We start from the raw sequence: 22952 nt of genomic DNA, 5'->3' as shown, positions 1-22952 counted from the left end.
GGCCATTCTATAACGTCCGGAGACTATTTTCGTAAACGGAAGGGAAATGAGCATGAAGATTCAAATGCAGGAACGTCATCTCAAGGAGTGGCAGGGGCAGGAAGAGATTGCGGAGCGGATGCTTCCCATCATTGGACACCTCTACCGTGACAACAACATCGTCACCACCGTCTACGGGCGCACCCTGGTCAACAGTCCGACCATCGACCTCCTCAAGGCCCACCGTTTCGCGCGCCTGATCCTCGATTCAGACCTCACCGTGGCCGACACCTTCCCGATCCTGGAAGCGATGGGGAGGCTCGACCTGGCCCCGGCCCGTATCGACATCGGGCGGCTGGCCGTCCGCTACCAGGCCCAGCAGGGCGCCGTCAGCGTGGACGACTTCGTCCGCCAGGAGCTCGCCACGGTCAACACCGGCCGCACCCCGCTCCTCGACGAACCCAAAGACATCGTCCTCTACGGCTTCGGCCGCATCGGGCGCCTGTTGGCCCGCATCCTGGTCGAGAAGGCCGGCTCCGGCGAGAAGCTGAGGCTGCGGGCCGCGGTGGTCAGGAAGGGGGGCGCCGACGACCTCGTCAAGAGGGCGAGCCTCTTGCGCCGCGACTCCGTGCACGGCCCCTTCCACGGGATCATCACCATCGACGAGGAGGAGAACGCGATCATCGCCAACGGCAACATGATCCGCATCATCTACTCCGACGCACCCGAGAACGTGGACTACACCGAGTACGGGATCCACAACGCCCTTTTGATCGACAACACCGGCAAGTGGCGCGACCGCGCCGGCCTCGAGCGCCACCTGAAGGCCAAGGGGATCTCCCAGGTGCTTTTGACCGCCCCCGGCAAGGGTGACATCCCGAACGTGGTGGCCGGCGTCAACAACGAGCTGATCGTCCCCGAGGAGAAGATCTTCTCGGCGGCGAGCTGCACCACCAACGCCATCGTCCCGGTCCTCAAGGTGATCAACGACCGTTTCGGCGTGGTGAGCGGGCACGTGGAGACCTGCCACTCCTACACGAACGACCAGAACCTGATCGACAACTACCACAAGGCCGACCGCCGCGGGCGGAGCGCCCCGCTCAACATGGTCATCACCGAGACCGGCGCCGCCAAGGCGGTCGCCAAGGTGCTCCCGGAGCTGACCGGCAAGCTGACCGGCAACGCCATCCGGGTCCCGACCCCCAACGTGTCGCTGGCGATCCTCAACCTCGAGCTCTCCAAGCCGACCACCGCCGAGGAGCTCAACGCTTACCTGCGGGCCATCTCGCTCGACTCCCCGCTGCAGCACCAGATCGACTACACGAACTCCCCGGACGTGGTCTCCAGCGACTTCGTCGGCTCCCGTCATGCGGGCGTCGTGGACTCGCTGGCCACCATCGTGAAGGAGAACCACTGCGTGGTCTACGTCTGGTACGACAACGAGTTCGGCTACAGCTGCCAGGTCGTCCGCATGGTCCAGAAGATGGCCGGCGTCGAGCTCCCGTCGCTCCCGATCGAGGCCAAAGGCTAGCCGCTTCGGCCAGAGATCAGCAAAAAAAAGGGCGCCCTCCGCGACAGGCAGGGCGCCCTTTTCATCTTCTGCTATTGATGGCTGAATGGCCGTCCGGCCGTCCGCGACGGCATCCGGTCAGATTCTTTCCACGTCGATCATCTCCTCGCCCATCACGTACTCTATCTTTGCATCCCGGGAGGCCTCGGCGAGCCGGGAGACGATCCGCCGGATCTTGTCGATCTCCAGCTTCATTTCGGACAGGTGCGACCTCGTCTTCTCGTTTCCCTCGCCGAGCTGGTTGGAGGCGAGATGTAGGTGCCAGAGGATGGCGGTCAAGGGGTTGTTGAACTCGTGGCTGATGGCTACCGCAATTTCCCGCAAAAGTTTCAGCCTTTCCAGCTCGACCGCCATCTGCTGCTCCCTTCTCGAGGCGAGGTGGAGAGAAACCCGCGCCACGAGCTCCTCGGGGTAGAAGGGCTTGACGAGATAGTCATCGGCCCCCGCCTCGAACCCCTTCACTTTCTCCTCTCCCGTGTCGCAACTGGTGAGAAAGATCACCGGGATCTCCCGGGTCCTCGTGTCCCCCTTCAACCGGCGGCAGATGTCATAGCCATTCATCCCCGGCAGGTTGACGTCCAGGAGAATCAGGTCCGGAGCGATTTTCACCGCGGCGGACATTGCACAGGCACCGTTTCCCTCCACGGTTACCTCGTACTTCCCGGCCAGAATGTCCAATAACTGGGCCTGCGAGACCTTGCTGTCTTCTACCGCGAGTACCTTTTCCATACCTTGCTCCGAATAATTCCCGGTACCTTGATCTTGATCCGGCGGGCTTGCTCAACTCCCGCTGACATGCCGGACCTGGTGACTGCACAAAAGCGGTCAGGTTGTGTCGAGTAGTTGACCTGCGTCAAGCGCTTCACCCTCCGGCAGGCGTAGAGTGAAGGCGTCGGTAACTACTTCACTTGGCGAAGGAGAATCAAATGGCAAAGCTCATCGATGACCTGAAAAAAGACCACCTTCAAATCACCTCGCTGCTCGACCGCCTCAAAGATCGAGGCGTCAGCAACGAGGAAGCTCACAAGATCCTTTTGACCGCCCAGGCGAGCCTGCTGGCCCACCTCAAGAAGGAGGACCTGCAGCTCTATCCGGTACTCAATGCCGCCGCGGAGAAGAACCCGGCCCTGAAGCGGACGGTCGATTTCTACGCCAAGGACATGGACGAGATCACCCGTCAGGCGGGGGAGTTCTTCCGAATCTACTCCCGCAACGATGCCAAGGTCGACATCGAGTTCGCCAAGGCATTCGGCAATCTGTTCGCCACCATTTCGAGGAGGCTCCGCAGCGAGGAGAACATGCTCTACAAGGAGTATGAGAAACTCAACCCCTGAGGACGGCTGCCGTCTCTGCCGTTGACCCGCCGGCCCAACCGGCGCCGCGGCGGCACCACCGCAGTACCGGTTGTTGGAGGCATCGCCAGAGGAAAGGGGCGTTCCAGGTACCGGACGCACCTCCCTCTGCGCACCTCACTCCTCACCATCCTTGGCCAGCTTCACGGAGGTGATTTGAAAGCGGCCGTTCTTGATCGACAAGGTCACCAGGGCCTTGCCACCGGAGGGGCAGCAGTTCGGGTCGTTCTCGTGGGACAGGAACACCTCCGCCGTCATGGTCCGGAGCTCCGGCCAAACGCCGCCGGCAACGTGGGTGTCGCGCGGGATCTCCTTCTGCAGATCCGTGAGCCAGCTCGCCGAATCGAGATACTTCCAGCCTTTGATCCCCTCGTCCCAGATGAAGTAATCGCTCTCGTTGAAGTTGCCGGTCCCGTCGGTGACGATCGGAAGGTATAAGAGCTTACCGAAGCTGTTCTGCACGATCTCCGGTTTCCCGTAGATGTAGAGCCCTATTTCGTACGACCCGCGATCGAGGAAGAGTTTCAGCTGCGGAGATGCGCCGTCCTGGACATAAACGGACATCCCCCTCCTGCCATGGTACGATTCCGGATCGCAGCCGTCCGACTCCGTAGACCCGTCGGGGATTATGCAGTACAAGGCATAACGGTAGGTCTTGTTGTCGACGGTACCGATTCTCCCCGACTCGGAGACCTTGCAGGCGGATATCTCGTCGATGTCGTTTCGCTTGAGAAAGGCGTCGCAGGTGGCGGTGACGGAACGAAGAGGGACCACGACCGGGCCCTCAAGCTCTATCATGCGGTCCTTGTACAGTTTCAACAGGACTTCCCGGTCGCTGAACCCGTTGCGCTTCTTGAGCCACTCCCGCTGGCCGGCGACCACCTTGTCGCGATCCCTGCTCTTGGCCAGCACCCTCTTGTAGAGCTGTGACAGTCGATCATCTGCCGAGGACAGTTCCAGGTCGTTGCAGAGCAGCTTTTCCATGCTGGTTTTCGCCTTGGAACAGTCAAAGCCTGCCGCCGGGACTTCCGCAGGACTGTTAACGGCAAGAAACGCCAGGAAGGATACGGCGGACAAGATCGTCTTCGAGTTCATTCACATCCCCTCCGGCTGTCCGTTCTCTTCAAAACCCTGCTCGCCACAATGCTCTCATCCATGCCGCCCCTTACCCCATCCTTACCCCGACCCTCTCCTTGAAAGAGAGGGGGAAGTTGTCTGCAGCGGAAGCTGGTGACTGATCTGAAAATTAAAGGGGACTATATAGCGATCGATAATCTATGTCAAAGGTGAACCGGATTGGGCATCGATCTTCGGCTGCGGGTCCCTCTCCCTTCAAGGGGGAGGACAGGTGGAGGATGGGGGGCGTCCAACGACATCACGGCCTTCATGAGTCAGATCGCGTCCGGCGTCACGGAGTCCGCCGTTACCGTGAACGAGACCACGAGCGTCGTGGAGGAGGTCAAGGCAACGGCGCAGTCTTCCAGCGAGAAGGACCGCAAGGTTGCCGCGGTGACGCAGGAAGCGGTATCCGTGGCCCAGGCGGGGAGAAAGGCGGGGCATGGATCACATAGCACAGGCCATGCAGAACATCAGGCAGGCCAGCACCGACAATGCCAGCGGCATCAAACAGATCGAGATCTCCCTGCAGAGGCTGAACGAGCTCGGGCAAAAGCTCAAAAGGCTGGTGAGCAGTATCAATGAGCGAGGCTCGTGGTACTCGAAGCTGCGGCACCAGACTCGCGAGCGGCCGCCCCGGTGGCTCTTTCCAATGCCACCGGGGCCATTTTTACAGGAGGAATTCACATGACCAACGTTCAACAGAGCACCATCTTCGAGATCAACGACTCCACCGCGAACCCGGCGCCCTTAGGCCTTGTCGGTTTCGGGATGACCACCGTCCTTCTCAAAGGCTTGAGGTTAACCACATTTTGTCACACCAACAGATGCTGCTGACGTTACGTCAACCGATTTGTCGACTGCATCTGCGGCCGTGTTCACCTCGGATGTTGCTTGTTACGCGCTGAAGCTCCTTTCCCACCTAAATTGTTTGCGGACCCTCTCCAACCTTTCCAAATCCAAGCCGACCAGTTTCCGAACCTGCACCACGTTTTTTGCCGGAGATCGTGGAGAACTGCATCGGGTGGTTCGAGCGCGACGACTTTGCGTAACGGAACTCGGTTTTTGCGTCACGAAAAAGGAAATGTGCATTAAGGAAAAGGAAATGTGCGTTAACAATTTTGATTCTTCAACTACAGTGGCCAAATAGCCTATTTTTTCAACTGGTTGGGAGGGAGCTGTTTTCGTGAATAATTTTGCTTCGTGCAGTGCAAAACTTGGTCGGTGATCTCCCGACGTTCCTGTTGACGGCAAATCTCTACCCCGGTGCGTCACTCCACGCCCCGAATGCGGTGAAAAAATCGATTTCGCGCTAGCATCGCTACGAATCGTTGCAGAGATCAGCGGTATCTAGTCGAATGGAGGCCCGCCATGACGCAACAAACAACGTGGGTGCTACGCCTCCACTAAGAAAGCCGCTGCATCTCGATCAGGTAGGTGGCGAGGCCGAAAGCTATGGAAGCCACGACGAAGAAGGTCGCCAGGTAAAGCAGTTTGATGCGCGATGTTGACATCACCTCCCGCAAGGCTGGGTCCCATGGCGACATCTTGTACCTGCCCCCAGGGACGTAGCCAACGGCGTACATGAGCCCAAGTCCCGCCACGAAAAAGCTTACCGTAGCTTTCGCGGCCGGGACAGACCAGTCCCAGTATTTGGTGACGCCCTTGGAGCGGATGTCGGCGACTATCTCCATCTGGTGCTTCCGGAAATCCGCAGAGGTGAGGGGACTGGCACCGCGGAAGGCGGTCTCGCTCCAGGCGGCTATCGGGATGGGAGAATTGGCGAAGTTGACAACGGGCCATTGCGTCAGGTCACGGTTATCCTGGGGAATGTCACGGGCACCCTGCGGGAGCAAACAGGTTGTGTCGGTGTCGAAGAAATGGAAAAGAGTTGCCCTGATGAACAGGAAATGCGGAGTCCTTGGAAGCCGTAGCAAAGCGGGCAGCAGACGACCACCATCTCTGCCATGCTGTTTCCTTTGCCGCCGGTGCCGACCGCGCCGGCCGCTTTTACGGTGGTCGTCTGCTTCAATAACGCACGCCCTCGCTATTTAGTTGTCCTTGTCGACGGTGTAAAACCGGCTCAGTACCGGCAAGTGGTCGCTGATGAGATGGGTGAAGTTCTTGAAAAGCTGCTCCCTCTTCTCACTTTCCATGACACTCAGGTCGTCGAACAGGCTCCAGCGAATAACCACGCCGGTGCCCTTAGGTACGGCGGCAACCATGGCTCTCCTGTTCACCAGTTGCAGATCCAGCCGGGTGCCTCCGGGGCCGGACTTGTTGAAACGGGCGATGTGGGATATCTCCTCCTCACGATTGATCTTGGTAAAGGCGATTTCCCCTTTTTCCTCGAGCTTGCGCAGCGCATTCCATTCCTTTTCCGAAGGCTTGGCATTCCAGTCGCCGACGAGGATCACATCCTCGTCGTAGTGCTCGTGGGGCGTTTTCAGCCAAGTCGCCAGTCTTTCCGCCCCTTTTGTGCGTTGCGGAATTCCGCCGCGCTTCACGTCCGCTCCCCTGGGGGCCATCTGCGACTTCATGTGCACCCCCACAAGCTCGAAATTGAACCCTTCGTCACCGGTTGTCTCATCCGACGGAAACGCCTCGTAGTAGCACCAGAGAGGAAGTCTGGGGAAAACGTCGGCTTTCAGCTCGCCGTCACTGGAGACCACCAGATCCTCATTTTTGAAGAGTTCCACAGGATCTCTCTTAGCCCGTATCCAGTCCCGATCCCACATCAGGACGACCCGTTGTTGACCACCGGTCGTACCGTAGGCAGTCGAGTAGAAGCCGGCCCTTCGCTCGGCCAGTGCATCGACAACCTGCTTCAGCGCACCATCTTCTGCGACCTCGGTGAGAACGAACACGTCAGAATTCATCTCGGCCATGATCTCGGTGATTGCCTCGACCCTTCTCGGGTCGCGATGGTCGAACCAGCGCAGGTTCCAGGAGACGACGTCGACGAACTTGTCGGTATCGCGGAACTTTTCGGGCACCAGGTTCTTCTTGGTCAGGTACCTGCTGATCTGGTCGAGGGACTCGCGGTCAAACGAATAAGGCTTGGGAGGGGTCGTTGTCGTTGGCATATGTTCTCTCCTTTAGTAATTACAGCGCCACGGGTAATGGACTCAACGAGGGGAGACCGGACGGCTTATGAAATCCTCTTCCAGCTTCTCTATTTCCTTCTCGCTCCGTTATCTTCCTTTCCAAGCACTCAAGCCTCCTATGTACATCTTCAAATTAACGGCGACTATATAGGGGGCGCTTATTGTTGTCAAAGGCGAAGGTGTAGCAGGGATCGGCTACCGCCTTTGACATGACAGCGATTCCTTCGATGGAATCGCCAGGGGATGGTTAGCTGCAATAGCCTTGACGGTTGTTTGGTCTGCCTCCGGCGCCTTTTTTACTCCGATGACACGTTTCGATGGCGATACGGCAACTGCGCTGTTATTATTGAGGGAAATGGAAATTCACCTTGGGCGGGGCAATGGGCGAGGCCGGAAAAACTGACAAAGGTCTGAAAAAACGGAGGAAACTTTGGGTCATCTCCGTGATGGCTCTCCTTCTCTTTTTCCTGGTCGTGCTGGCTGCGCTCGCCGTCTATCTCGCCTCGCCGTTTCCCGCAGCGCACCTCTCCCGGCTGGTTCGCTCCCAACTGCACCAGGACTTCACGATCTCCTCGCTTCACCTCGAAGGGGGAAGCATCGTCCTCGTCAAGGTCCGCCTCGACAACCCACCCGGCTTTCCATCCCGTCCGCTGCTCGCCGCCGACCGCGTCCTCATCGCACCGAACTGGGGCGAGCTCATCCGGGGAAACCAGCGCTTCCGCCAGATCGTCATCGACGGCGTCACGGCTGACCTGGAAAAGGACCCGGCCGGAAACTGGAACTTCGCGAACCTCCAGCGCTATCTCGCCAGCCGCAAGCCCTCCCCCAAGGAAACGGTGATCGGCGAACTGGCCATCCACGGGGGATCGCTCCAGGTCCAGGGGGAAGGGATGGATGGCATCTCCCTCTCGGTCCGCAACGTCGCCACCAAGGGCTCCGGCAGCTCCACGGTCGATCTCGCCTTCGAGGACCCCGCCCATAACGCCTACCTTCTCAAGGGGACCGCACGCGCGGGAGCCGAGCCGGCCGTTGATCTCTCCCTGACCGCCCCCTCGCTCTCCCTCCCGGAGACCGCGGCCTGGCTGAAGATGAAAAACGCCCAGCTTCTCAAGGGGGGAAGGGGCTCGCTCCAGGTGAACGCCACCTTGCAGCGCTCCGTCCTCGCGGCGGTCGGAGATCTCCGGCTCTCCGGCATCCGGCCACCGGTCAAGGGGGCTCAGCCGGTCAACGGCGCGCTTCATATCTCGGCCGGTTACGACGCCCCCAAGGATTCCTTTCACTTAAGCGAGGCCACCCTGTCCCTCTCAACCCTTTTGAGGCTCCACGCGAAGGGGACGGTGGACGGCCTGAAAGGGCGGCGGGCCTACGCGTTTTCGGTCGCCATGGACGAAGTCGATCTGGCCGCCCTGACGCTGCTGGTGCCGAATCTCGATCTCAAGGGGATGGAGGTCGGCGGCCGGCTGCGCTGCGACTCGCTGACGCTGGAGGGGGAGCGCTCCGGCCTCGCCAACCTGACGGGACTCCTCACCCTGCGTGACGGCACCCTCTCTCGCGGCGATCGGCTGCTGGCCGAAGGGGTCAACGGCAGCGTCAACTTCGCACGCCAAAAGGGTGGCATCGCGACGGCCGCGGAGTTCTCGGTGACGGGGAATCACCCCGCGGCGCTGGTGAGTGCCTTGAAGCTCCCGCTCAAAGCCACCCTGTCGCCCAAATTCAAACCGGTCCGCGCGGAGGCGTCGCCATTCTCCGCGACCGTTTCCGGAATCCCGGTTACCGGCCGCCTCTCGTTCGATGCCGGCGCCGCCCGCCCCCTGGCTGCCAACCTGAACTTCCCGGCGACCCGGATCGCCAACCTCAACGAGCTTCTTGGCCGCTACGGCATCAAGGCGGACGGGGGAACCGCTTCCCTGGACGCCCAACTCTCGGGAAGGGGCGCCAACGACTTCGAGGCAACCGCCCGCCTCGCCGTCCACGACCTGCGCGGCCAGAGCGGGAAGAGAACCATCGGCGTAGGAACCGGAGCGGTCACCCTCGCCCTCAGCCGTGCGGCGGGAAAATTATCCGCCGACGGCAATGCCGACCTGGGACGCCTCGCCATCGATACCACCGCTGGCGACGCCCGCTTCCACTTCCAGTTCGCCAACCAGGTGCTGACCCTGCAGGATGCCCAGGCCGAGTTGGCCGGCCTCAAGTTGGCGATCAGGCAGCTGACCGCGACCGTTCCCCGGGGTGCGCCGGTGGACAAGGGGAAACGCTATCCGCTGCAGGGAGAATTCAGCGGCGTCAGCGTCACCCGTGGCGACTGGGACGTGAGCGAGATGGCGGGGACGGTCAAGGGAAGCTACTTCACCGCCGGGGTTGGCCGGTGGCTGGAAGGGGGAGCCGATGTCAGCACGGGTGGAGTCAACTTCAAGGGGAAACGCCTCGGCGCCCCCGCGCTGCATGCGACCTTTGCGCGATCGGGCGCCAGTATCACCGCAGGTGGCGACCTTCTTGGCGGCCGGCTGACCGGCTCGGTCGCCCTCGATCCCTTCGCCCCCGCGGCCGGCACCGGGTTCGACCTCGCGGTAGCCAAGGCGCGCGTCGTCGATGCCCTCCAGTGGTCGTCTCCCGCGGGCTCCTCGCCTACCCGCCCGAGCGCGGGGACCGTCGACCTGCGCTGCAAGGGGCATTACTCCACCTCGGACGGGTTAGCGGGCAGCTTCGAGTCCGCCGGGGAAGGTATCGCCCTCTCCGGCGCCGCCGGCAAGACCCTTTTGTCCGGCGCGGCGCTTACCTTAAGCGGGAGCCTCGCCAAAGGGGATCTCACGGTGAGGGAAGGGACGCTCTCCCTGGGGCCGGCGTGCAAGGTCACGGCTAGCGGCCAGGTGAACCAGGTCTTCAAGCCGGAGCGGCGGGGGAGAATCACCGCCACCCTCCCGCGCACCCAGGTGAATGGAGTCATCGATCCCCTGGTGAACCTCCTCCCGCGCTCCCTCCAGGAGGGGACTCTCGGCGGCTCGCTCTCGGCCGCAGCGGAGATCGCCTTCGCCAAGGGGGCCAAGCTGCTGCAGGGAACGGTAACCGTCGACCACGGCAGCTTCGACGTCCCCGCCCAGAAACTCTCCCTCGGCGAGATCAACGGCAGCATCCCCTTTTCCCTCGATCTCTCGGGGGGCGGAACCATGCGCCCCCCCGAGGTCACCGCGTACAACCGGGAAAACTACCCGCGCCTGTTTCCCCTTTTGGCCGCCGATCCCGGGCGCGGCGAGACCTTCACCATCGGAAAGCTGTCGCTGGGATCCGTCAGGATGGGGGCGCTCTCCATGAGGCTCGTGGCGGAGAAGGGGGTGACGGAGATTACCAAGTTCCAGACGACCCTCTTTCAGGGGACCCTGGTCGGCAAGGGGTATCTGACCCTGTCGAACCGTCTCCTCTTCCGAACCGATCTGCTGATCAGCGACCTGAGCCTCAAGACCTTGTGCAGCATGTTCCCGGCCATTACCGGCTACATCTCGGGGCGGGTGGACGGGGTTGTCAGCCTGAGCGGCAAGGGTGGAAACCTCGCCGGGATCACCGGGTTCACCGATCTCTGGGCGCGGAAAGGGGGGGGCGAAAAGATGCTGGTCAGCAAGGAGTTCCTCCAGAAGCTCGCCAAGCAGAAGCTGAGCGGCTTCTTCTTCCGCTCCGACCGCGATTACGACCGGGCGGAGATCAAGGCGATGCTCCAGCAGGGAGATCTCTCCTTCGAGTCGCTCATCATCGAGCACACCAACATGGTCGGGGTGAGGGATCTCAGCGTGTCGATCGCACCGGAACAGAACCGGATCGCGCTGGACCACCTTTTCGACTCCATCAAGGAGGCGGCGGTGCGCGGTAAAGGCGGGGCGGCGAAGCAGCCGGAAGCGTCCACCCCGGCGCCGGCACCGGCGGCTGCGCCGGAAACTCCGGAGGCGGCACCGCCCGCCACCGAATTCAAGTGGGGGGAATGAGGGGCGTCGGGATGTTCGTTCAGGCGGGGATGATGGTAACAGGGGATGATGGTTTCACGAGGGGGACAGGCACCTGGCGGAGCCAGTCCCCTTCCCCGCGGGCTACGAATTCTAGCTCGGGGTAGAACGGGTTCTCATGATCGAGAGGGGTTACGGCTTTCAATAAAAGGCGAGCGTGTTATATTCGTGTAGGTATCCCGGCGCGAAGGTGTCGGAGAAATGACTTGGGAGGTGTCATGAAAAACATCTGGAAACTTATCTTGACGGTGGCCTGCTTCTTCCTGGCCGCCTGTGCGGTCATCACGGTCAACGTCTATTTCCCGGAGAAGGCGGCCAAGGAGGCCTATAAATCGCTGGACGACATGCTCCTCAAGCCGGCCGACAAGGGGGCGCAGCCGTCGGCGACGCCGCCTCCCGCGCCGGCCCCGGCGGCTCCGGAGGCGGCCAAGCCGCAGAGCAGGCTGTTTGACGAGGTGCCGTCGTTCTCGCTGGTCGGCTCCGCTTACGCGGCCGAAAATGAGGCCGATACCCTGGCCATCGAGCTCTCGAGCATGCCGGAGGTGGTGAAGGCCTACGACGACATGAGCCGCCGGCTTCCCCTTATCCACCAGCTCTTCGCCAACGGCGCCATCGGTATCTCCAACCAGGGGCTCGTCAGTGTGCGGGACAAATCGAAGGTGACCGCCCAGGACCAGGCGCAGATCACGGCTGAAAACCAGAGCCGGAAGACGGTGGTGATGAGCATGGCCAAGGCGATCCTGAAACTCAGGAAGGAGAAGGAGAGCCAGGGCGCCCTCAACCAGGTGATGCCGAAGGCGGCCGCCACCTTCGCCGAAACCAGGCAGGACGCAGCCGAGCCCGGTTGGTGGATCCAGTTGCAAAACGGCCGCTGGGTCCAGAAATAGGTGTCAGGCTGTGCAAATTTTGAACTGCTGTACGAAGTGTGAAAGTAGCTGACCTGCCGTCGTTTTGTCCTCGCTGCGGCAGCTGTGGAGGTGACGGGAGTTCAAAAGTTGCTGGGAGGGCACCGTCGGCCCTCAGCGTCTGAAAAAGAAAAATCCCTCAAGTTATCAGCGACTTGAGGGATTTTTTCGTCTTCGGGAGAAATTGGCACCGCTTTTGTAGATAGAAAGTCCAAGAGCGGCACGTAGCTAAAGTTGAACAGCCGCCGGTAACGAGGACTCAGATGCACAACGTCATTTACATAGACGAGTACCGGGCGAACCGTCAGGCCAAGGCCGACAAGCTCACCAAAGCAGGACCGGTCAAGCCTCTTCCCAGCCCTCAGCGCATCTGGGAGCTTTTGGATAGAAACATCAGTATCGACGTCTGGAAGAAGAACAGCTAACCGCAGCAGCTAATACCACAAGAAAAACACGCAGGTCCCCAAATTTTTGCGCCGGTGGGAGTTCTCCTTCCTTCCGGCGCCTTTTTTTTGCCTGAAATCGGACGGTCAGGAAATCATGTCGCGGAGGTCGGAGACCTCGGTCGGGTAGGCCCAGAGCATCTTTTTCAGCTCCTGGGCGGGGATGGCGTGCTTCATGGCCAGGGCGAAGATGTTGATGGTCTCGGCGGCGTTGTGGCCGAAGAGGTGGGCGCCGACGATCCTGCCGCTCCCCTGCTCCACCATGATCTTGTAGAACCCGTAGCGCTGGCCGATCCTGCGCGAGGACGGCCACCCCTCCATGGTTCCCCGGTTGAGCCGGAAGTCGATGCCGCTCGCCCGCGCCTGCTGTTCGGTCATCCCGACCTGCGCGGCCGCCGGCAGGGTGGAGACGACGGACGGAATGCTCGCGTAGTCGGGAATGCTCCTTTTGCCGTTGACGATGTTGTCGGCGGCCACCTCGGCTTCCATGTCGTCGACCACCGAGAGGTGGAAGGGGGAATCGCAGGCGTCGCCGATGGCCCAGACCAGGGGATTGCTGACACTTTGCAGGTACTCGTTCACCTTCACCCCGCCGGTCCCGTATGCCACCTGTCCCGCACCCAGCTCCAGTTTCGACAGGTCCGCCACCCTGCCGCTTCCGTTGACCACCAGGTCGCAGGCGAAGGCCTCGGTGCACCCCTTTTTTCCGTAGGCAACCAGGGCACCCCCGAACGGTTCGACCATGCTGACCTCGACCCCGGTGCCGATCTGGATTCCATCGGCCTGGGCCGACTTCGCCACCCGCGCCGCCAGGTCGCCATCGAGGACTTTCAGGATGCGATCCCCCCTCTGCAGGACGGTTACCGCGGCCCCGGCCGCTCTCGCCACGTGCGCCATCGCCAACGAAAGGCAGCCTCCCCCGATGAAAACGACCCGTCGCGGTATGGCGGGGAAGTCCATGAACGCCTGGGGGGTAACGGTGATCTCGGCCCCGGGGAAGTCGAGGGGAGCCGTCCTCGCGCCGGTGGCGACGACCACGGCCCGCGCGCGTATGGTGGTGTCGTCACCGACCGCCACCTCTTCGGGGGTGACAAAGCGGGCGGTGCCCCGGAATAGCTGAGCGCCGGCCGTCTCCAGGGCGCGCTCGGTCCGGTCCGGGACCCCGTCGGTGAAGGCCGATTTCGACCGCATCAGCGCCGGCCAGTCGATCTGCGCGGGCGGGTGAATCCCGATCTCGGACATCTGGTGGGAGAGCTTCACGACCTGGGCGGCGGCTACCAGGAACTTCTCCGGCTCGCAGCCGTGCATCCCGCAGGTTCCCCCGTATGGTTTGTCGTCGGTCACCGCCACCTGGAGACCGGCCTTGCGCAGGGCCAGGGCCAGCGTGTAGCCGGCGGTTCCCGATCCGATCACCAGCACGTCCGTGGTAAGTCGCATGGCGTATCCCTCCTCGTGGAGAGTTCCCGATCTTTAGCCCACGCGGAAGCGGGCGAGGGTGGCCCGGCCTTGGGGGCTCGACAGGTCGGGGTTGATCTCGATCTCGAGAGCTTCCACGTCGGAAAGATCCACCTCGTAGCTCTCCTGTTCGATGGTGGTGCCGGGGGGGCTGAAGTTGAACTGCTGGCGGACGACTTCCTGCAACTTCCCCTCTCCCTTGCGGGCCCAGCGGATGACCAACTCCTGGGTTCGCGGGCGCTCAAGCTCCTTGATGGTCAGTGCGATCACCCTGAGCCGCTGGGGTTGGTCGAACTTGAGCCGGATCAGCTGTTTCCCCGGCGTCGCCGCCCGCCACCCTTCCCCTACCGGCGGCACCAGGGCCGCCTCGATGGGATGCGTTGGCTCCTCCGAGGTAACTTCCACCCGGGCGATGGCGTCGAGGTTGAGGCACCGGCAAGCTTCCTGGTGATTTTCCGACAACGGGACGATGGTCTTTCGCATGGGATCTCCTTGTTGGTCCGGGGCTAGAGGTGGCCCCGCTCGGCGAAGCTGTAGAAGGCACCTTCGCCGATGATGATGTGGTCGAGCACCTTGATCCCCATCACCTCTCCCGCCTCCCTCAAACGCCTGGTTACCTCCAGGTCTTCCGGGCTGGGAGTGGGATCGCCGGTGGGGTGGTTGTGGAGCAGGATGACGGCGGCGGCCGATTCGCGGACCGCGACGTTGAAGACCTCGCGGGGGTGGACGATGCTCTGGTTGAGCGACCCCTCTGAGACCCGGGTCCGCTTGATGATGCGGTTCTTGCCGTCCAAAAGGAGCACCATGAAGTACTCCTTGCGGACGTCCCTGAACTCGTAGTCGAGCTCGGAAAACTGCTCGTAGACCTGGAGGGCGGAGGTGAAACGGGTGAAGGATTCGATGGGGCGCTGTTCGCCGCGCAGGCGGCGGGCGAGGTCGAGGGCGGCCTTGACGGAGCTCGCCTTGGCGGGGCCGAGCCCCTTGATCCGCTGTATCTCGGCGCAGGAGGCGTCGGAGAGGGAGCGCAGGGTTTGGAATTCGGTGAGGAGTTCGCGCCCGAGGTCGAGGGCGCTGCGGTTGGTGGCGGCGTCGCCGCTGCCGATGATGAGGGCGAGGAGTTCCGCGTCGCTTAAGGCGGTACAACCGTGCTGGAGCAGCTTTTCACGCGGCCGCTCGCTTTGCGGCCAGTTCTTGATACCCCCTGTCATCCCCACCTCCAGCGGTCGCCGAATAATGAAGATTAAGCTTACCTAATTTAATAAGCTTTGCCAGGGTGGGGGACTGATTTTGCCTCAGTAGCCTAGGAAGATGAGGGTCAGGGCGCCGACCCCGGCCAGCAGGCGGTACCAGAAGAACGGGTACAAGGAGTCGCGCTGGACGAGCTTGAGCAGGAAGGCGACGCTCAGAAAGCCGAAGACCGCGGAGGTGGCGATCCCGATGGCGAGCGGGGCTACTTCGCCGGCGGGGATGCCGACTTTCACGAGGTGTCCCACCTTCAGGATGGCGGCTCCCGCCACGATGGGAAGCGAGATGAGGAAGGAGAAGCGGGCCGAGGCCTCGCGGTTGAAGCCGAGCAAAAGGGCGGCGGTGATGGTGATGCCGGAACGGGAGACGCCGGGCAAAAGTGCCAGGCACTGGGCGAGCCCGATGATGATGGCGCACCTGAGGGTCATCCGGTCCACCCGCCACCTCTTGGCGCCGGTGGTGTCGGCGAAGGCGAGCAGCACGCCGAACCCTATCAAGAGGGCCGCGATGGTCGCCGGGCTTTTGCGGAACATCTCCTCGATGGGCCCCTCCAGCGTCTTCCCCACCACCGCCGCAGGGATGGTGGCCGCCAGAATGTAGTAGGGGAGCCGTTTGGCCGGGGTGTTGGCCCCTTCCTTCAGGGAGGCGAGGAAGCTTCCGAACAGTTCGAGGATGTCGCGCCAGAAGTAAAGGGCCAGGGCGATGAAGGTTCCCAGGTGAAGGGCGACGTCGAAGGTGAGCCCGGATTCGGGCCACTTGAGGAATTTGGGGATCAGGATCAGGTGGCCGGAGCTACTGATGGGAAGGACCTCGGTGAGGCCTTGAACGGTGCCGAGCACGGCGGCGTGAATCGGGTTCATGTGGGTGTAGCTCCTGCCTATCTGATTAAAACTTCGTGCAACATAAGCGAAACCTCCCCGGAAATCAAGGGATAAAGGGGGGCGCTTCATTAAAGGCCGCCGTATACCAAATTCACACTGTCAACTTTGTCTCGAATATGGTATATCTTCACGGTTTTGTTACACAGACTGGGCCAGAGGCCGCATCGGAGGAGCAATGTTCGGGTTGATACCTAAGGATGAGAAGTTTTTCGCCATGTTCAGGGAGATGTCGCACAACATCGTGCAGGGAGCGGAACTTCTCAAGGACATGCTGGACAATTTCAGCGATCCCGCCACCAGCCAGCGCAAGATCAAAGAGGTCGAGCACAAGGGCGACACCATCACCCACGACATCATCAAGAAGCTCAACAAGAGTTTTGTGACCCCCTTCGATCGCGAGGACATCTACGCCCTCTCCGCCGCGCTCGACGACATCCTGGACCTGATCGACGCCTCCGCCCAGCGGGTGGTGATGTACAACGTCGAGAAGCCGACCCCGGAGTCCAAGGAGCTCGCCTTCCTCATCCTCAAGTCCTGCCAGACCATCGACAAGACGGTGGCGGTCCTTGGGGGCAAGCTTGAGCCGATCAGCGCCTACTGCATCGAGGTCAACGCCCTGGAGAACGAGGCCGACCGCGTCTGCCGCGAGGCGATCAGCCGCCTGTTCGATGAGGAGAAGGACCCGATCCAGCTCATCAAGTGGAAAGAGATCTACGAGACGCTGGAGACCGCAACCGACAAGTGCGAAGACGCCGCCAACATCCTGGAAAGCGTGGTGGTAAAAAATGCCTGATACAATGCTCGTACTTCTGGTCGCCGTGGTAGGTTCGGCGCTGTTGTTCGACTACATCAACGGGTTCCACGACACCGCCAACGCCATCGCCACCTGCGTTTCCACCCGGGCCCTCTCGGTGCGGGCGGCGATCATCATGGCCGCCGGCCTGAACTTCCTGGGGGCGATGATCTCCACCAAGGTGGCCTCCACCATCGGCAAGGGGATCGTCGACGCCAACAACGTCACCCAGACCGTGGTACTGGCCGGCATCCTCGGGGCCATCGTCTGGAACCTGATCACCTGGTACTACGGGCTCCCCTCCTCTTCGTCCCACGCCATCATCGGCGGTCTGGTGGGATCGGTGGTGGCCCACGCCGGCTTCGGCGCGCTGCACTGGAAAGGGCTGCAGAAGATCGTCACCGTGCTGCTGGTTTCCCCCGTCGTCGGTGCCTTCTTCGGCTTTCTCTTCATGGTTGCCATGATGTGGACCTTCCGAAACAGCGCCCCCTACAGTCTCAACAAGAATTTCCGCAAGCTCCAGATCCTCTCGGCAGCCATCATGGCCTTCTCCCACGGGACCGCCGATGCCCAGAAATCGATGGGGGTCATCACCATGGCGCTCGTGAGCTACGGGACGCTGGCCACCTTCGACGTGCCCACCTGGGTCAAGATCGGCTGTGCGATCGCCATGGCGCTCGGCACCGCCGCCGGCGGGTGGAGGATCATCAAGACCGTCGGGCACGACTTCGTGAAGCTGCAGCCGGTTCACGGCTTCTGCGTGGAGACCGCTTCGGCGGGGGTCATCCTCGGGGCTTCCGCCATGGGGCTTCCCACCAGTACCACCCACGTCATCACCTCCGCCATCCTGGGGGTTGGTCTTTCCAAGAGGATGTCGGCGGTCAACTGGGGCGTGGCCTACCGGATCGTCGCCGCCTGGGTGATCACCATCCCGGCGTCCGCCTTCATGGCATTCATGCTGTACACCGTAGTGACCCCATTCCTGGGACGATAGGTCTCGGGTCGACATGAAATGAAAAGCGCCGGAGCGTGAGACGCTTCGGCGCTTTTTATATTTGGGGGAAGGCAAAGGCAATAGAACACGGATGACGCGGGTTGGGCGGATTAACGAGATACGGCAAAGGCAAGACGGAATCTTTTTTTTAAGGTCTCAAGCCTTTGGGGTAACCCTAAGCTTTTAAGATTTATCCGCGTAAATCCGTTAAATCCGCGTCAACCGCGTTCCAAGTTTTTTGATGTCGGTGTTAATCGAGTTCTTCCCCGACTTCGTCCATTTCCTTGTCGATCTCGGCCTGGGCGGCGTCCTTGGCGCGGAACCTGACCACCAGGTAGTAGCAGACGAAATAGGCGGCGATGGCGGCCAGGAAACCGAGAATGGAGCTCCCGAGTATGATCGACTTGGCGTACTTGGCGAGGTTGTGCCACTCGAGCCCCCCCTGGAGCGCCTGCGGCGGAAGCTCGTTGATGGTCCGCCCCCTGAGGAACCTTCCCAGCTTGTAGCTCAGCCCGAGAATGGGAACCACGGTGATCGGCGTGTTGACCCAGGCTCCGGTGATGCAGGTGATCTTGTTGAGTCTGAAGATGAAGGCGGCGGCTATGGCAAGGGGGGTATGAAGTCCGAAGAACGGTGTGAAGCTGATAAAGACACCGACGGCAAAACCAGCTGCGATATGGGCGGGATGGCTGTCGAGGGAAAGAATGGTGTATATTCGTTTTTTCCAGAGCGATTTGTTAAGCAATAGGTCACCTCAGTGTGGCGCCGACAGTCTAAAGACCCGTCCGCGGTTTGTCAAATCATTTGAGCCACATTCAGTGAAGGCGTTTGCCATGACTTTTGAAACGTGCTACTATCCCGTTTTTTAAAAAACTATCATGATGAGACAGCTTCGATGCGCAAGGAACTGCTAAAAAAAGCCAGAAGGATCGTGGTAAAGATCGGAAGCGGCGTGCTCGCCGATGCCTCCGGTGAGGGGATCTCCGCCGAATTCCTGGAAGGGCTCGCGAAGGAGATCGCCCTGCTCAGGGAGAAGCACCTGGAGATCGTCATCGTCTCCTCCGGTGCGGTGGCCGCCGGCCGCTCGCTGCTGGGGCTGACCGACCGCCCGAAGACGCTGCCACAGAAGCAGGCCGCCGCCGCGGTGGGGCAGTCCCGGCTGATGCGGGCCTACGAAGAGGCCTTCTCGGCCTTCGGGCTGACGGTGGCCCAGATCCTCCTTACCCGGGACGACCTGGCCAACCGGCGCCGCTTCCAGAACGCGCGCGGCACCCTCGACACGCTGCTCGCCTCCGGGATCGTCCCGGTCATCAACGAAAACGACACGGTGGTGGTGGACGAGCTGAAATTCGGCGACAACGACAACCTCTCCGCCCTCGTCACCAACCTGGTGGAGGCCCAGCTCCTCCTCATCCTGACCGATATCGACGGGCTTTACACCGCCGACCCCCGCAGCAACCCCGACGCCACCCTCATCAGCCAGGTCCGGACCATCACCCGCGAGATGGAGCGGGGAGCCGGGGGGAGCGGCAGCAGCGTCGGCACCGGCGGGATGGCGACCAAGCTCGCCGCCGCCAAGAAGGTCACCAAGGCGGGCGGCGGCACGGTGGTTTTCGCGGGCAAGGTCGGCGGGAACCTCTCGCGGGTCATGGCCGGCGAGGAGGTCGGCACCTTCTTCCTTCCCGCCGGGGATGCCCTCAACCGCCGCAAGCACTGGATCGCCTACACCCTGAGGCCGACCGGCACGCTGGTGGTGGATGCCGGGGCACGCGAGTTCGTCGGGAAGAAGGGGAAGAGCCTCCTCCCTTCCGGGATCGTGAAGGTGGAGGGACGCTTCGCCCGCGGCGCCTGCGTGAAGGTGGTGGGGCCGGACGGGGCGGAGTTCGCCCGCGGCCTCGTCGACTACTCCAGCCAGGAGATCGAGCTCATCAGCCGCCATAAGAGCAGCGAGATCGAGCAGATCTTAGGCTTCCGCTACGGGGACGATGTGATCCATAGGGACAATATGGTGGTGCTGTAGCGCTGCCTGCATCCAGAGGTGAACTCCCCCATGATAAAGTGGGATTTAGGGGGATTGCCTTCCCTTCAAGCGGAGGGGTGGGGTGAGAATGGGGGATGTTGTTTCCAACGAGGGGGACAGGCACCTGGCGGAGCCAGTCCCCTCCCCCTGGTGTATAATTAATTGGTTCGAGTTTTCGACGAGTTTAATGTTTCCGGAGGTTCCAAAGATGTCCGTAGCTGAAAAGATCGCTTCCATCGCCGCTGCCGCCCGGCAGGCTTCCTTCGCCATGGCGAAACTCTCCACCAGCGTCAAGAACGACCTCCTGATGGATATGGCCACGGCGCTCACCACTAACGCCCCCCACATCATCGAGGAGAACCGCAAGGACCTCGAGGCGGGCCAAAAGCGCGGGCTCTCCGCCGCCATGCTCGACCGCCTGATGCTCGACGAGAAGCGGATCAAGGGTATGGCCGACGCCATCCGCGAGGTGGCCGCCCTTCCCGACCCGGTCGGCGAGGTGACCAACATGTGGAAGCGCCCCAACGAGCTGATGGTCGGCAAGATGCGGATCCCGCTCGGGGTGATCGGCATCATCTACGAATCCCGCCCCAACGTCACCTCGGATGCCGCGGCCCTCTGCCTCAAGAGCGGCAACGCGGTGGTGCTGCGCGGCGGCTCGGAGGCCATCTACTCCAACATGGCGATCGCCCGCTTTTTGAAGGACGAGCTCACCAAGCGGAACATCCCCGAGGCGGCGCTCTCCATCATCCCGTTCGTCGAACGCGAGGGGGTCGAGGAGATGCTCAAGCAGGAGGAGTTCATCGACGTCATCATCCCCCGCGGCGGCGAGAGCCTCATCCGCTTCGTGGTGGAGAAGTCCAAGATCCCGGTCATCAAGCACTACAAGGGGGTCTGCCACATCTTCGTGGATGAGAGCGCCGACTTCGAGATGGCGAAAAACATCGTCATCAACGCCAAGACCCAGCGTCCCGGTGTCTGCAACGCGCTGGAAACGCTCTTGATCCACCGCGACATCGCCGAGACCTTCGTCCCCTTCATCTTCGACGTGCTCACCGGGCTGAAGGTCGAGCTGCGCGGCGACGAGGCCTTCTGCCGGCTGGCCCCGAAGGCGACCAAGGCGGTGGAGGAGGACTGGGCGGCGGAATTCCTCGATCTCATCCTGGCAGCGGCGGTGGTGGACGACATGGACGCCGCCATCGAGCACATCAACCGCTACGGGTCGCTCCATACCGAGTCGATCATCACCTCGGATTACGGCAACGCCCAGCGCTTCATCCGCGAGGTCAACTCCGGCGTGGTGATGGTCAACGCCTCCACCCGCTTCTCGGACGGCAACCAGCTCGGCCTCGGCGCCGAGATCGGCATCTCGACCACCAAGCTCCACTCCTTCGGGCCGATGGGACTCACCGACCTGACCACCACCAAGTTCATCGTCTACGGCGAAGGGCAGGTAAGGGCGTAGCCGTTCGGGGACTGGCTCCGTAAGGTGTCTGTCCCCTTCGTCCGACTGGTCCGAAAAGGGGACAGGCACCTGCGGAGCCAGTCCCCTGATAGAGGAAAAGAGGCGGCATGAAGACTGGGATACTGGGCGGGACCTTTAACCCGATCCATAACGCGCACCTAAGGATCGCCGAGGAGGCGCGGGACTTGTTCGGCCTGGACCGGGTGATCTTCATCCCGGCCGCAACCCCCCCCCACAAGCCCACCGTCGGCCAGCTCTCCTTCACGAGCCGGCTGGAGATGGTCAAGGCTGCGGTGGCGGACAATCCCTCCTTCGCCGTCTCCGACATGGAAGGGGTGCGCGGGGGACGGTCCTACTCGATCGATACCCTGCGGGAGCTCAGGGAGAGGTACCCCGAGGACGAGATCTACTTCATCGTGGGCGCCGACTCCTTTAACGACATCTCCACCTGGCGGGAATACAACGCGATTTTCGGTATTTGCCACCTGATCTGCGTGCAGCGCCCGGGATCCACCATCGACAGCCTGGCCAAGGCCCTCCCTGTTGCCTTGGCCCCGGAATTCTGTTATGATCCCGCGGCTAATCGTCTTAATCACGGCTCGGGACACTGTGTCTACGCGCTAAACGGTGTCCTTTTGGACATCTCTTCCAGCAAGATCCGCAAGCTCGTCAGGGCGGGTCGCTCGATCCGCTACCTGGTACCGGCGGCGGTCGAAAATTACATCAAGGAACAGAGGTTATACATCGATGCAAGATAAAGTGGCGATGCCGGTCGAGGAGCGTGCCATCAAGTGCGCAGCCTTCGCGCTGGACAAGAAGGCGCTCAACGTGAAGGTCCTGGATATCCGCAGGATCTCCTCCATCGCCGATTTCCTGGTCCTGGCCTCCGGCCGCTCGGACCGCCAGGTCCAGGCCATCACCGACTCGGTGAAGCAGGGCTTGAAGCCGTTTGACCGTGCGCTGGACACCGAGGGGTACGACCAGGGGCGTTGGGTCGTGGTCGATTACGGGGACGTGATCGTCCATATCTTCCAGGAGGAGGTCCGCTCCCTCTACAACTTGGACGAGCTCTGGAGCCGCGCCACCGAGGTCGAGGTTCCCGACGAATACCAGTGGGAGAACAAGGAAGCGTGAGGCTGAAGCTCCTCTGGGTCGGCAAGACCCAGGAAGCCTGGGTCAAGTCCGGCATCGACGAGTACGCCGGTCGGATCAAACGTTACGCCCCGCTGGAGATCCTGGAAGCGCGGGATGAGAAGGGTGCCGCGGCGCCCGCCATGCGGGAGAAGGAGTGCGAGAGGCTCGCGAAGCTTCTCCCCAAGGGGGCGCGGCTGGTGGTCCTGGACGAGCGGGGGGAGCAGATGACCTCCACCGAGTTCGCCTCCTTCCTCTCCAAAAGCCGCGACCAGGGGATACAGGATCTGGCCTTCGCCATCGGCGGGGCCTACGGTTTCACCGACGGATTTCGCGCCCAGGCGTTCAAATCCATTTCGCTCTCTAAAATGACGCTTACCCACCAGATGGTCCGGGTATTCCTGCTGGAGCAGATCTACCGCGGCTTTACCATCATGAACGGGGAGCCGTACCATCATGAGTAGCGTGCGTGTTGCATCCAAATTAAGGTGAAGTCCTCTTCACCTT

Annotated in this window: 23 protein-coding genes; 14 read left to right on the top strand and 9 right to left on the bottom strand. The window is 61.7% G+C overall.

From position 1 onward, the window contains the following. Window positions 1-52: 52 nt before the first annotated feature. The gene (locus ACYVL5_RS01510) at window positions 53-1510 is read left to right on the top strand and encodes a glyceraldehyde-3-phosphate dehydrogenase (RefSeq protein WP_460593777.1); all 1458 of its coding nucleotides are present in this window, start codon (window positions 53-55) and stop codon (window positions 1508-1510) included. A 117-nt stretch (window positions 1511-1627) separates the two neighbouring features. Here the strand turns inward: ACYVL5_RS01510 and ACYVL5_RS01505 are convergent, their stop codons facing one another. Next, entirely contained in the window at window positions 1628-2278 is a 651-nt protein-coding gene (locus ACYVL5_RS01505) for a response regulator (RefSeq protein WP_460593776.1), read from the bottom strand. Between the two features lie 197 nt (window positions 2279-2475). On the opposite strand from ACYVL5_RS01505, the gene ACYVL5_RS01500 reads away from it, so the two are divergent. After that, the gene (locus tag ACYVL5_RS01500) at window positions 2476-2883 is read left to right on the top strand and encodes a hemerythrin domain-containing protein (protein ID WP_460593775.1); all 408 of its coding nucleotides are present in this window, start codon (window positions 2476-2478) and stop codon (window positions 2881-2883) included. 135 nt (window positions 2884-3018) lie between these two features. Here the strand turns inward: ACYVL5_RS01500 and ACYVL5_RS01495 are convergent, their stop codons facing one another. Next, on the bottom strand, window positions 3019-3996 hold the full coding sequence (locus ACYVL5_RS01495; RefSeq protein WP_460593774.1) for a lysozyme inhibitor LprI family protein: 978 nt from the start codon (window positions 3994-3996) through the stop codon (window positions 3019-3021). Window positions 3997-4459: 463 nt separating this feature from the next. Between ACYVL5_RS01495 and ACYVL5_RS01490 the strand changes: the two genes are divergently transcribed. Together ACYVL5_RS01490 and ACYVL5_RS01485 are read left to right on the top strand one after the other, a co-directional pair. Then, a complete protein-coding gene (locus ACYVL5_RS01490; RefSeq protein ID WP_460593773.1) occupies window positions 4460-4708 on the top strand; it encodes a hypothetical protein in 249 nt (82 codons plus the stop codon). Beyond that, on the top strand, window positions 4705-4854 hold the full coding sequence (locus ACYVL5_RS01485; RefSeq protein ID WP_460593772.1) for a hypothetical protein: 150 nt from the start codon (window positions 4705-4707) through the stop codon (window positions 4852-4854). The genes ACYVL5_RS01490 and ACYVL5_RS01485 overlap by 4 nt, the downstream gene beginning before the upstream one ends. Before the next feature lie 569 nt (window positions 4855-5423). Here the strand turns inward: ACYVL5_RS01485 and ACYVL5_RS01480 are convergent. Further along, window positions 5424-5711, bottom strand: coding sequence for a hypothetical protein (locus ACYVL5_RS01480; protein WP_460593771.1), 288 nt, complete (start codon window positions 5709-5711; stop codon window positions 5424-5426). Between the two features lie 357 nt (window positions 5712-6068). Then, window positions 6069-7103, bottom strand: coding sequence for an exonuclease/endonuclease/phosphatase family protein (locus ACYVL5_RS01475; protein WP_460593770.1), 1035 nt, complete (start codon window positions 7101-7103; stop codon window positions 6069-6071). 464 nt (window positions 7104-7567) lie between these two features. On the opposite strand from ACYVL5_RS01475, the gene ACYVL5_RS01470 reads away from it, so the two are divergent. The 3 genes from ACYVL5_RS01470 to ACYVL5_RS01460 all read left to right on the top strand — a co-directional run bounded on the left by ACYVL5_RS01470 (window position 7568) and on the right by ACYVL5_RS01460 (window position 12443). Continuing rightward, a complete protein-coding gene (locus tag ACYVL5_RS01470) occupies window positions 7568-11095 on the top strand; it encodes an AsmA family protein (RefSeq protein ID WP_460593769.1) in 3528 nt (1175 codons plus the stop codon). A gap of 236 nt (window positions 11096-11331) precedes the next feature. Then, on the top strand, window positions 11332-12000 hold the full coding sequence (locus ACYVL5_RS01465; RefSeq protein ID WP_460593768.1) for a YdbL family probable chaperone protein: 669 nt from the start codon (window positions 11332-11334) through the stop codon (window positions 11998-12000). A gap of 281 nt (window positions 12001-12281) precedes the next feature. Further along, complete coding sequence (locus ACYVL5_RS01460) at window positions 12282-12443, top strand: hypothetical protein (RefSeq protein WP_460593767.1); 162 nt, start codon at window positions 12282-12284, stop codon at window positions 12441-12443. A 105-nt stretch (window positions 12444-12548) separates the two neighbouring features. On the opposite strand, the gene ACYVL5_RS01455 is transcribed toward ACYVL5_RS01460, so the two are convergent. The 4 genes from ACYVL5_RS01455 to uppP all read right to left on the bottom strand — a co-directional run bounded on the left by ACYVL5_RS01455 (window position 12549) and on the right by uppP (window position 16021). Beyond that, window positions 12549-13898, bottom strand: a complete 1350-nt coding sequence (locus ACYVL5_RS01455; RefSeq protein ID WP_460593766.1) for a dihydrolipoyl dehydrogenase family protein — start codon at window positions 13896-13898, stop codon at window positions 12549-12551. 33 nt (window positions 13899-13931) lie between these two features. After that, a complete protein-coding gene (locus tag ACYVL5_RS01450; protein WP_460593765.1) occupies window positions 13932-14399 on the bottom strand; it encodes a hypothetical protein in 468 nt (155 codons plus the stop codon). Window positions 14400-14422: 23 nt separating this feature from the next. Next, complete coding sequence (gene radC / locus ACYVL5_RS01445; protein WP_460593764.1) at window positions 14423-15124, bottom strand: JAB domain-containing protein; 702 nt, start codon at window positions 15122-15124, stop codon at window positions 14423-14425. A gap of 84 nt (window positions 15125-15208) precedes the next feature. After that, on the bottom strand, window positions 15209-16021 hold the full coding sequence (gene uppP, locus ACYVL5_RS01440; protein WP_460593763.1) for an undecaprenyl-diphosphate phosphatase: 813 nt from the start codon (window positions 16019-16021) through the stop codon (window positions 15209-15211). Window positions 16022-16217: 196 nt separating this feature from the next. On the opposite strand from uppP, the gene ACYVL5_RS01435 reads away from it, so the two are divergent. Continuing rightward, window positions 16218-16835, top strand: coding sequence for a DUF47 domain-containing protein (locus ACYVL5_RS01435; RefSeq protein WP_460593762.1), 618 nt, complete (start codon window positions 16218-16220; stop codon window positions 16833-16835). Beyond that, window positions 16828-17829 carry an inorganic phosphate transporter gene (locus ACYVL5_RS01430; RefSeq protein WP_460593761.1) on the top strand — a complete coding sequence of 334 codons (1002 nt, stop codon included), beginning with the start codon at window positions 16828-16830 and terminating at the stop codon, window positions 17827-17829. Before ACYVL5_RS01435 ends, ACYVL5_RS01430 begins: the two co-directional genes overlap by 8 nt. A 250-nt stretch (window positions 17830-18079) precedes the next feature. Here the strand turns inward: ACYVL5_RS01430 and ACYVL5_RS01425 are convergent, their stop codons facing one another. Beyond that, a complete protein-coding gene (locus ACYVL5_RS01425) occupies window positions 18080-18574 on the bottom strand; it encodes a DUF2062 domain-containing protein (RefSeq protein WP_460593760.1) in 495 nt (164 codons plus the stop codon). A gap of 150 nt (window positions 18575-18724) precedes the next feature. Here ACYVL5_RS01425 and proB point away from each other — a divergent pair, with 150 nt between their 5' ends. The 5 genes from proB to ACYVL5_RS01400 all read left to right on the top strand — a co-directional run bounded on the left by proB (window position 18725) and on the right by ACYVL5_RS01400 (window position 22909). Beyond that, window positions 18725-19849 (top strand): glutamate 5-kinase, encoded by a 1125-nt coding sequence (gene proB / locus ACYVL5_RS01420; protein ID WP_460593759.1) that lies wholly within the window; start codon window positions 18725-18727, stop codon window positions 19847-19849. A gap of 208 nt (window positions 19850-20057) precedes the next feature. Then, a complete protein-coding gene (locus ACYVL5_RS01415; protein WP_460593758.1) occupies window positions 20058-21314 on the top strand; it encodes a glutamate-5-semialdehyde dehydrogenase in 1257 nt (418 codons plus the stop codon). 107 nt (window positions 21315-21421) lie between these two features. Further along, window positions 21422-22072 (top strand): nicotinate-nicotinamide nucleotide adenylyltransferase, encoded by a 651-nt coding sequence (nadD, locus tag ACYVL5_RS01410; RefSeq protein ID WP_460593757.1) that lies wholly within the window; start codon window positions 21422-21424, stop codon window positions 22070-22072. Continuing rightward, window positions 22062-22448 (top strand): ribosome silencing factor, encoded by a 387-nt coding sequence (gene rsfS / locus ACYVL5_RS01405; protein WP_460593756.1) that lies wholly within the window; start codon window positions 22062-22064, stop codon window positions 22446-22448. The genes nadD and rsfS overlap by 11 nt, the downstream gene beginning before the upstream one ends. Then, complete coding sequence (locus ACYVL5_RS01400; protein ID WP_460593755.1) at window positions 22445-22909, top strand: 23S rRNA (pseudouridine(1915)-N(3))-methyltransferase RlmH; 465 nt, start codon at window positions 22445-22447, stop codon at window positions 22907-22909. Before rsfS ends, ACYVL5_RS01400 begins: the two co-directional genes overlap by 4 nt. The last annotated feature ends 43 nt before the right edge of the window (window positions 22910-22952 follow it).

The sequence above is a fragment of the Geomonas sp. Red276 genome (genome assembly GCF_054784495.1).
Note: the sequence above shows the minus strand (reverse complement) of the source record. Positions and strands in the feature narration are given on the sequence as shown.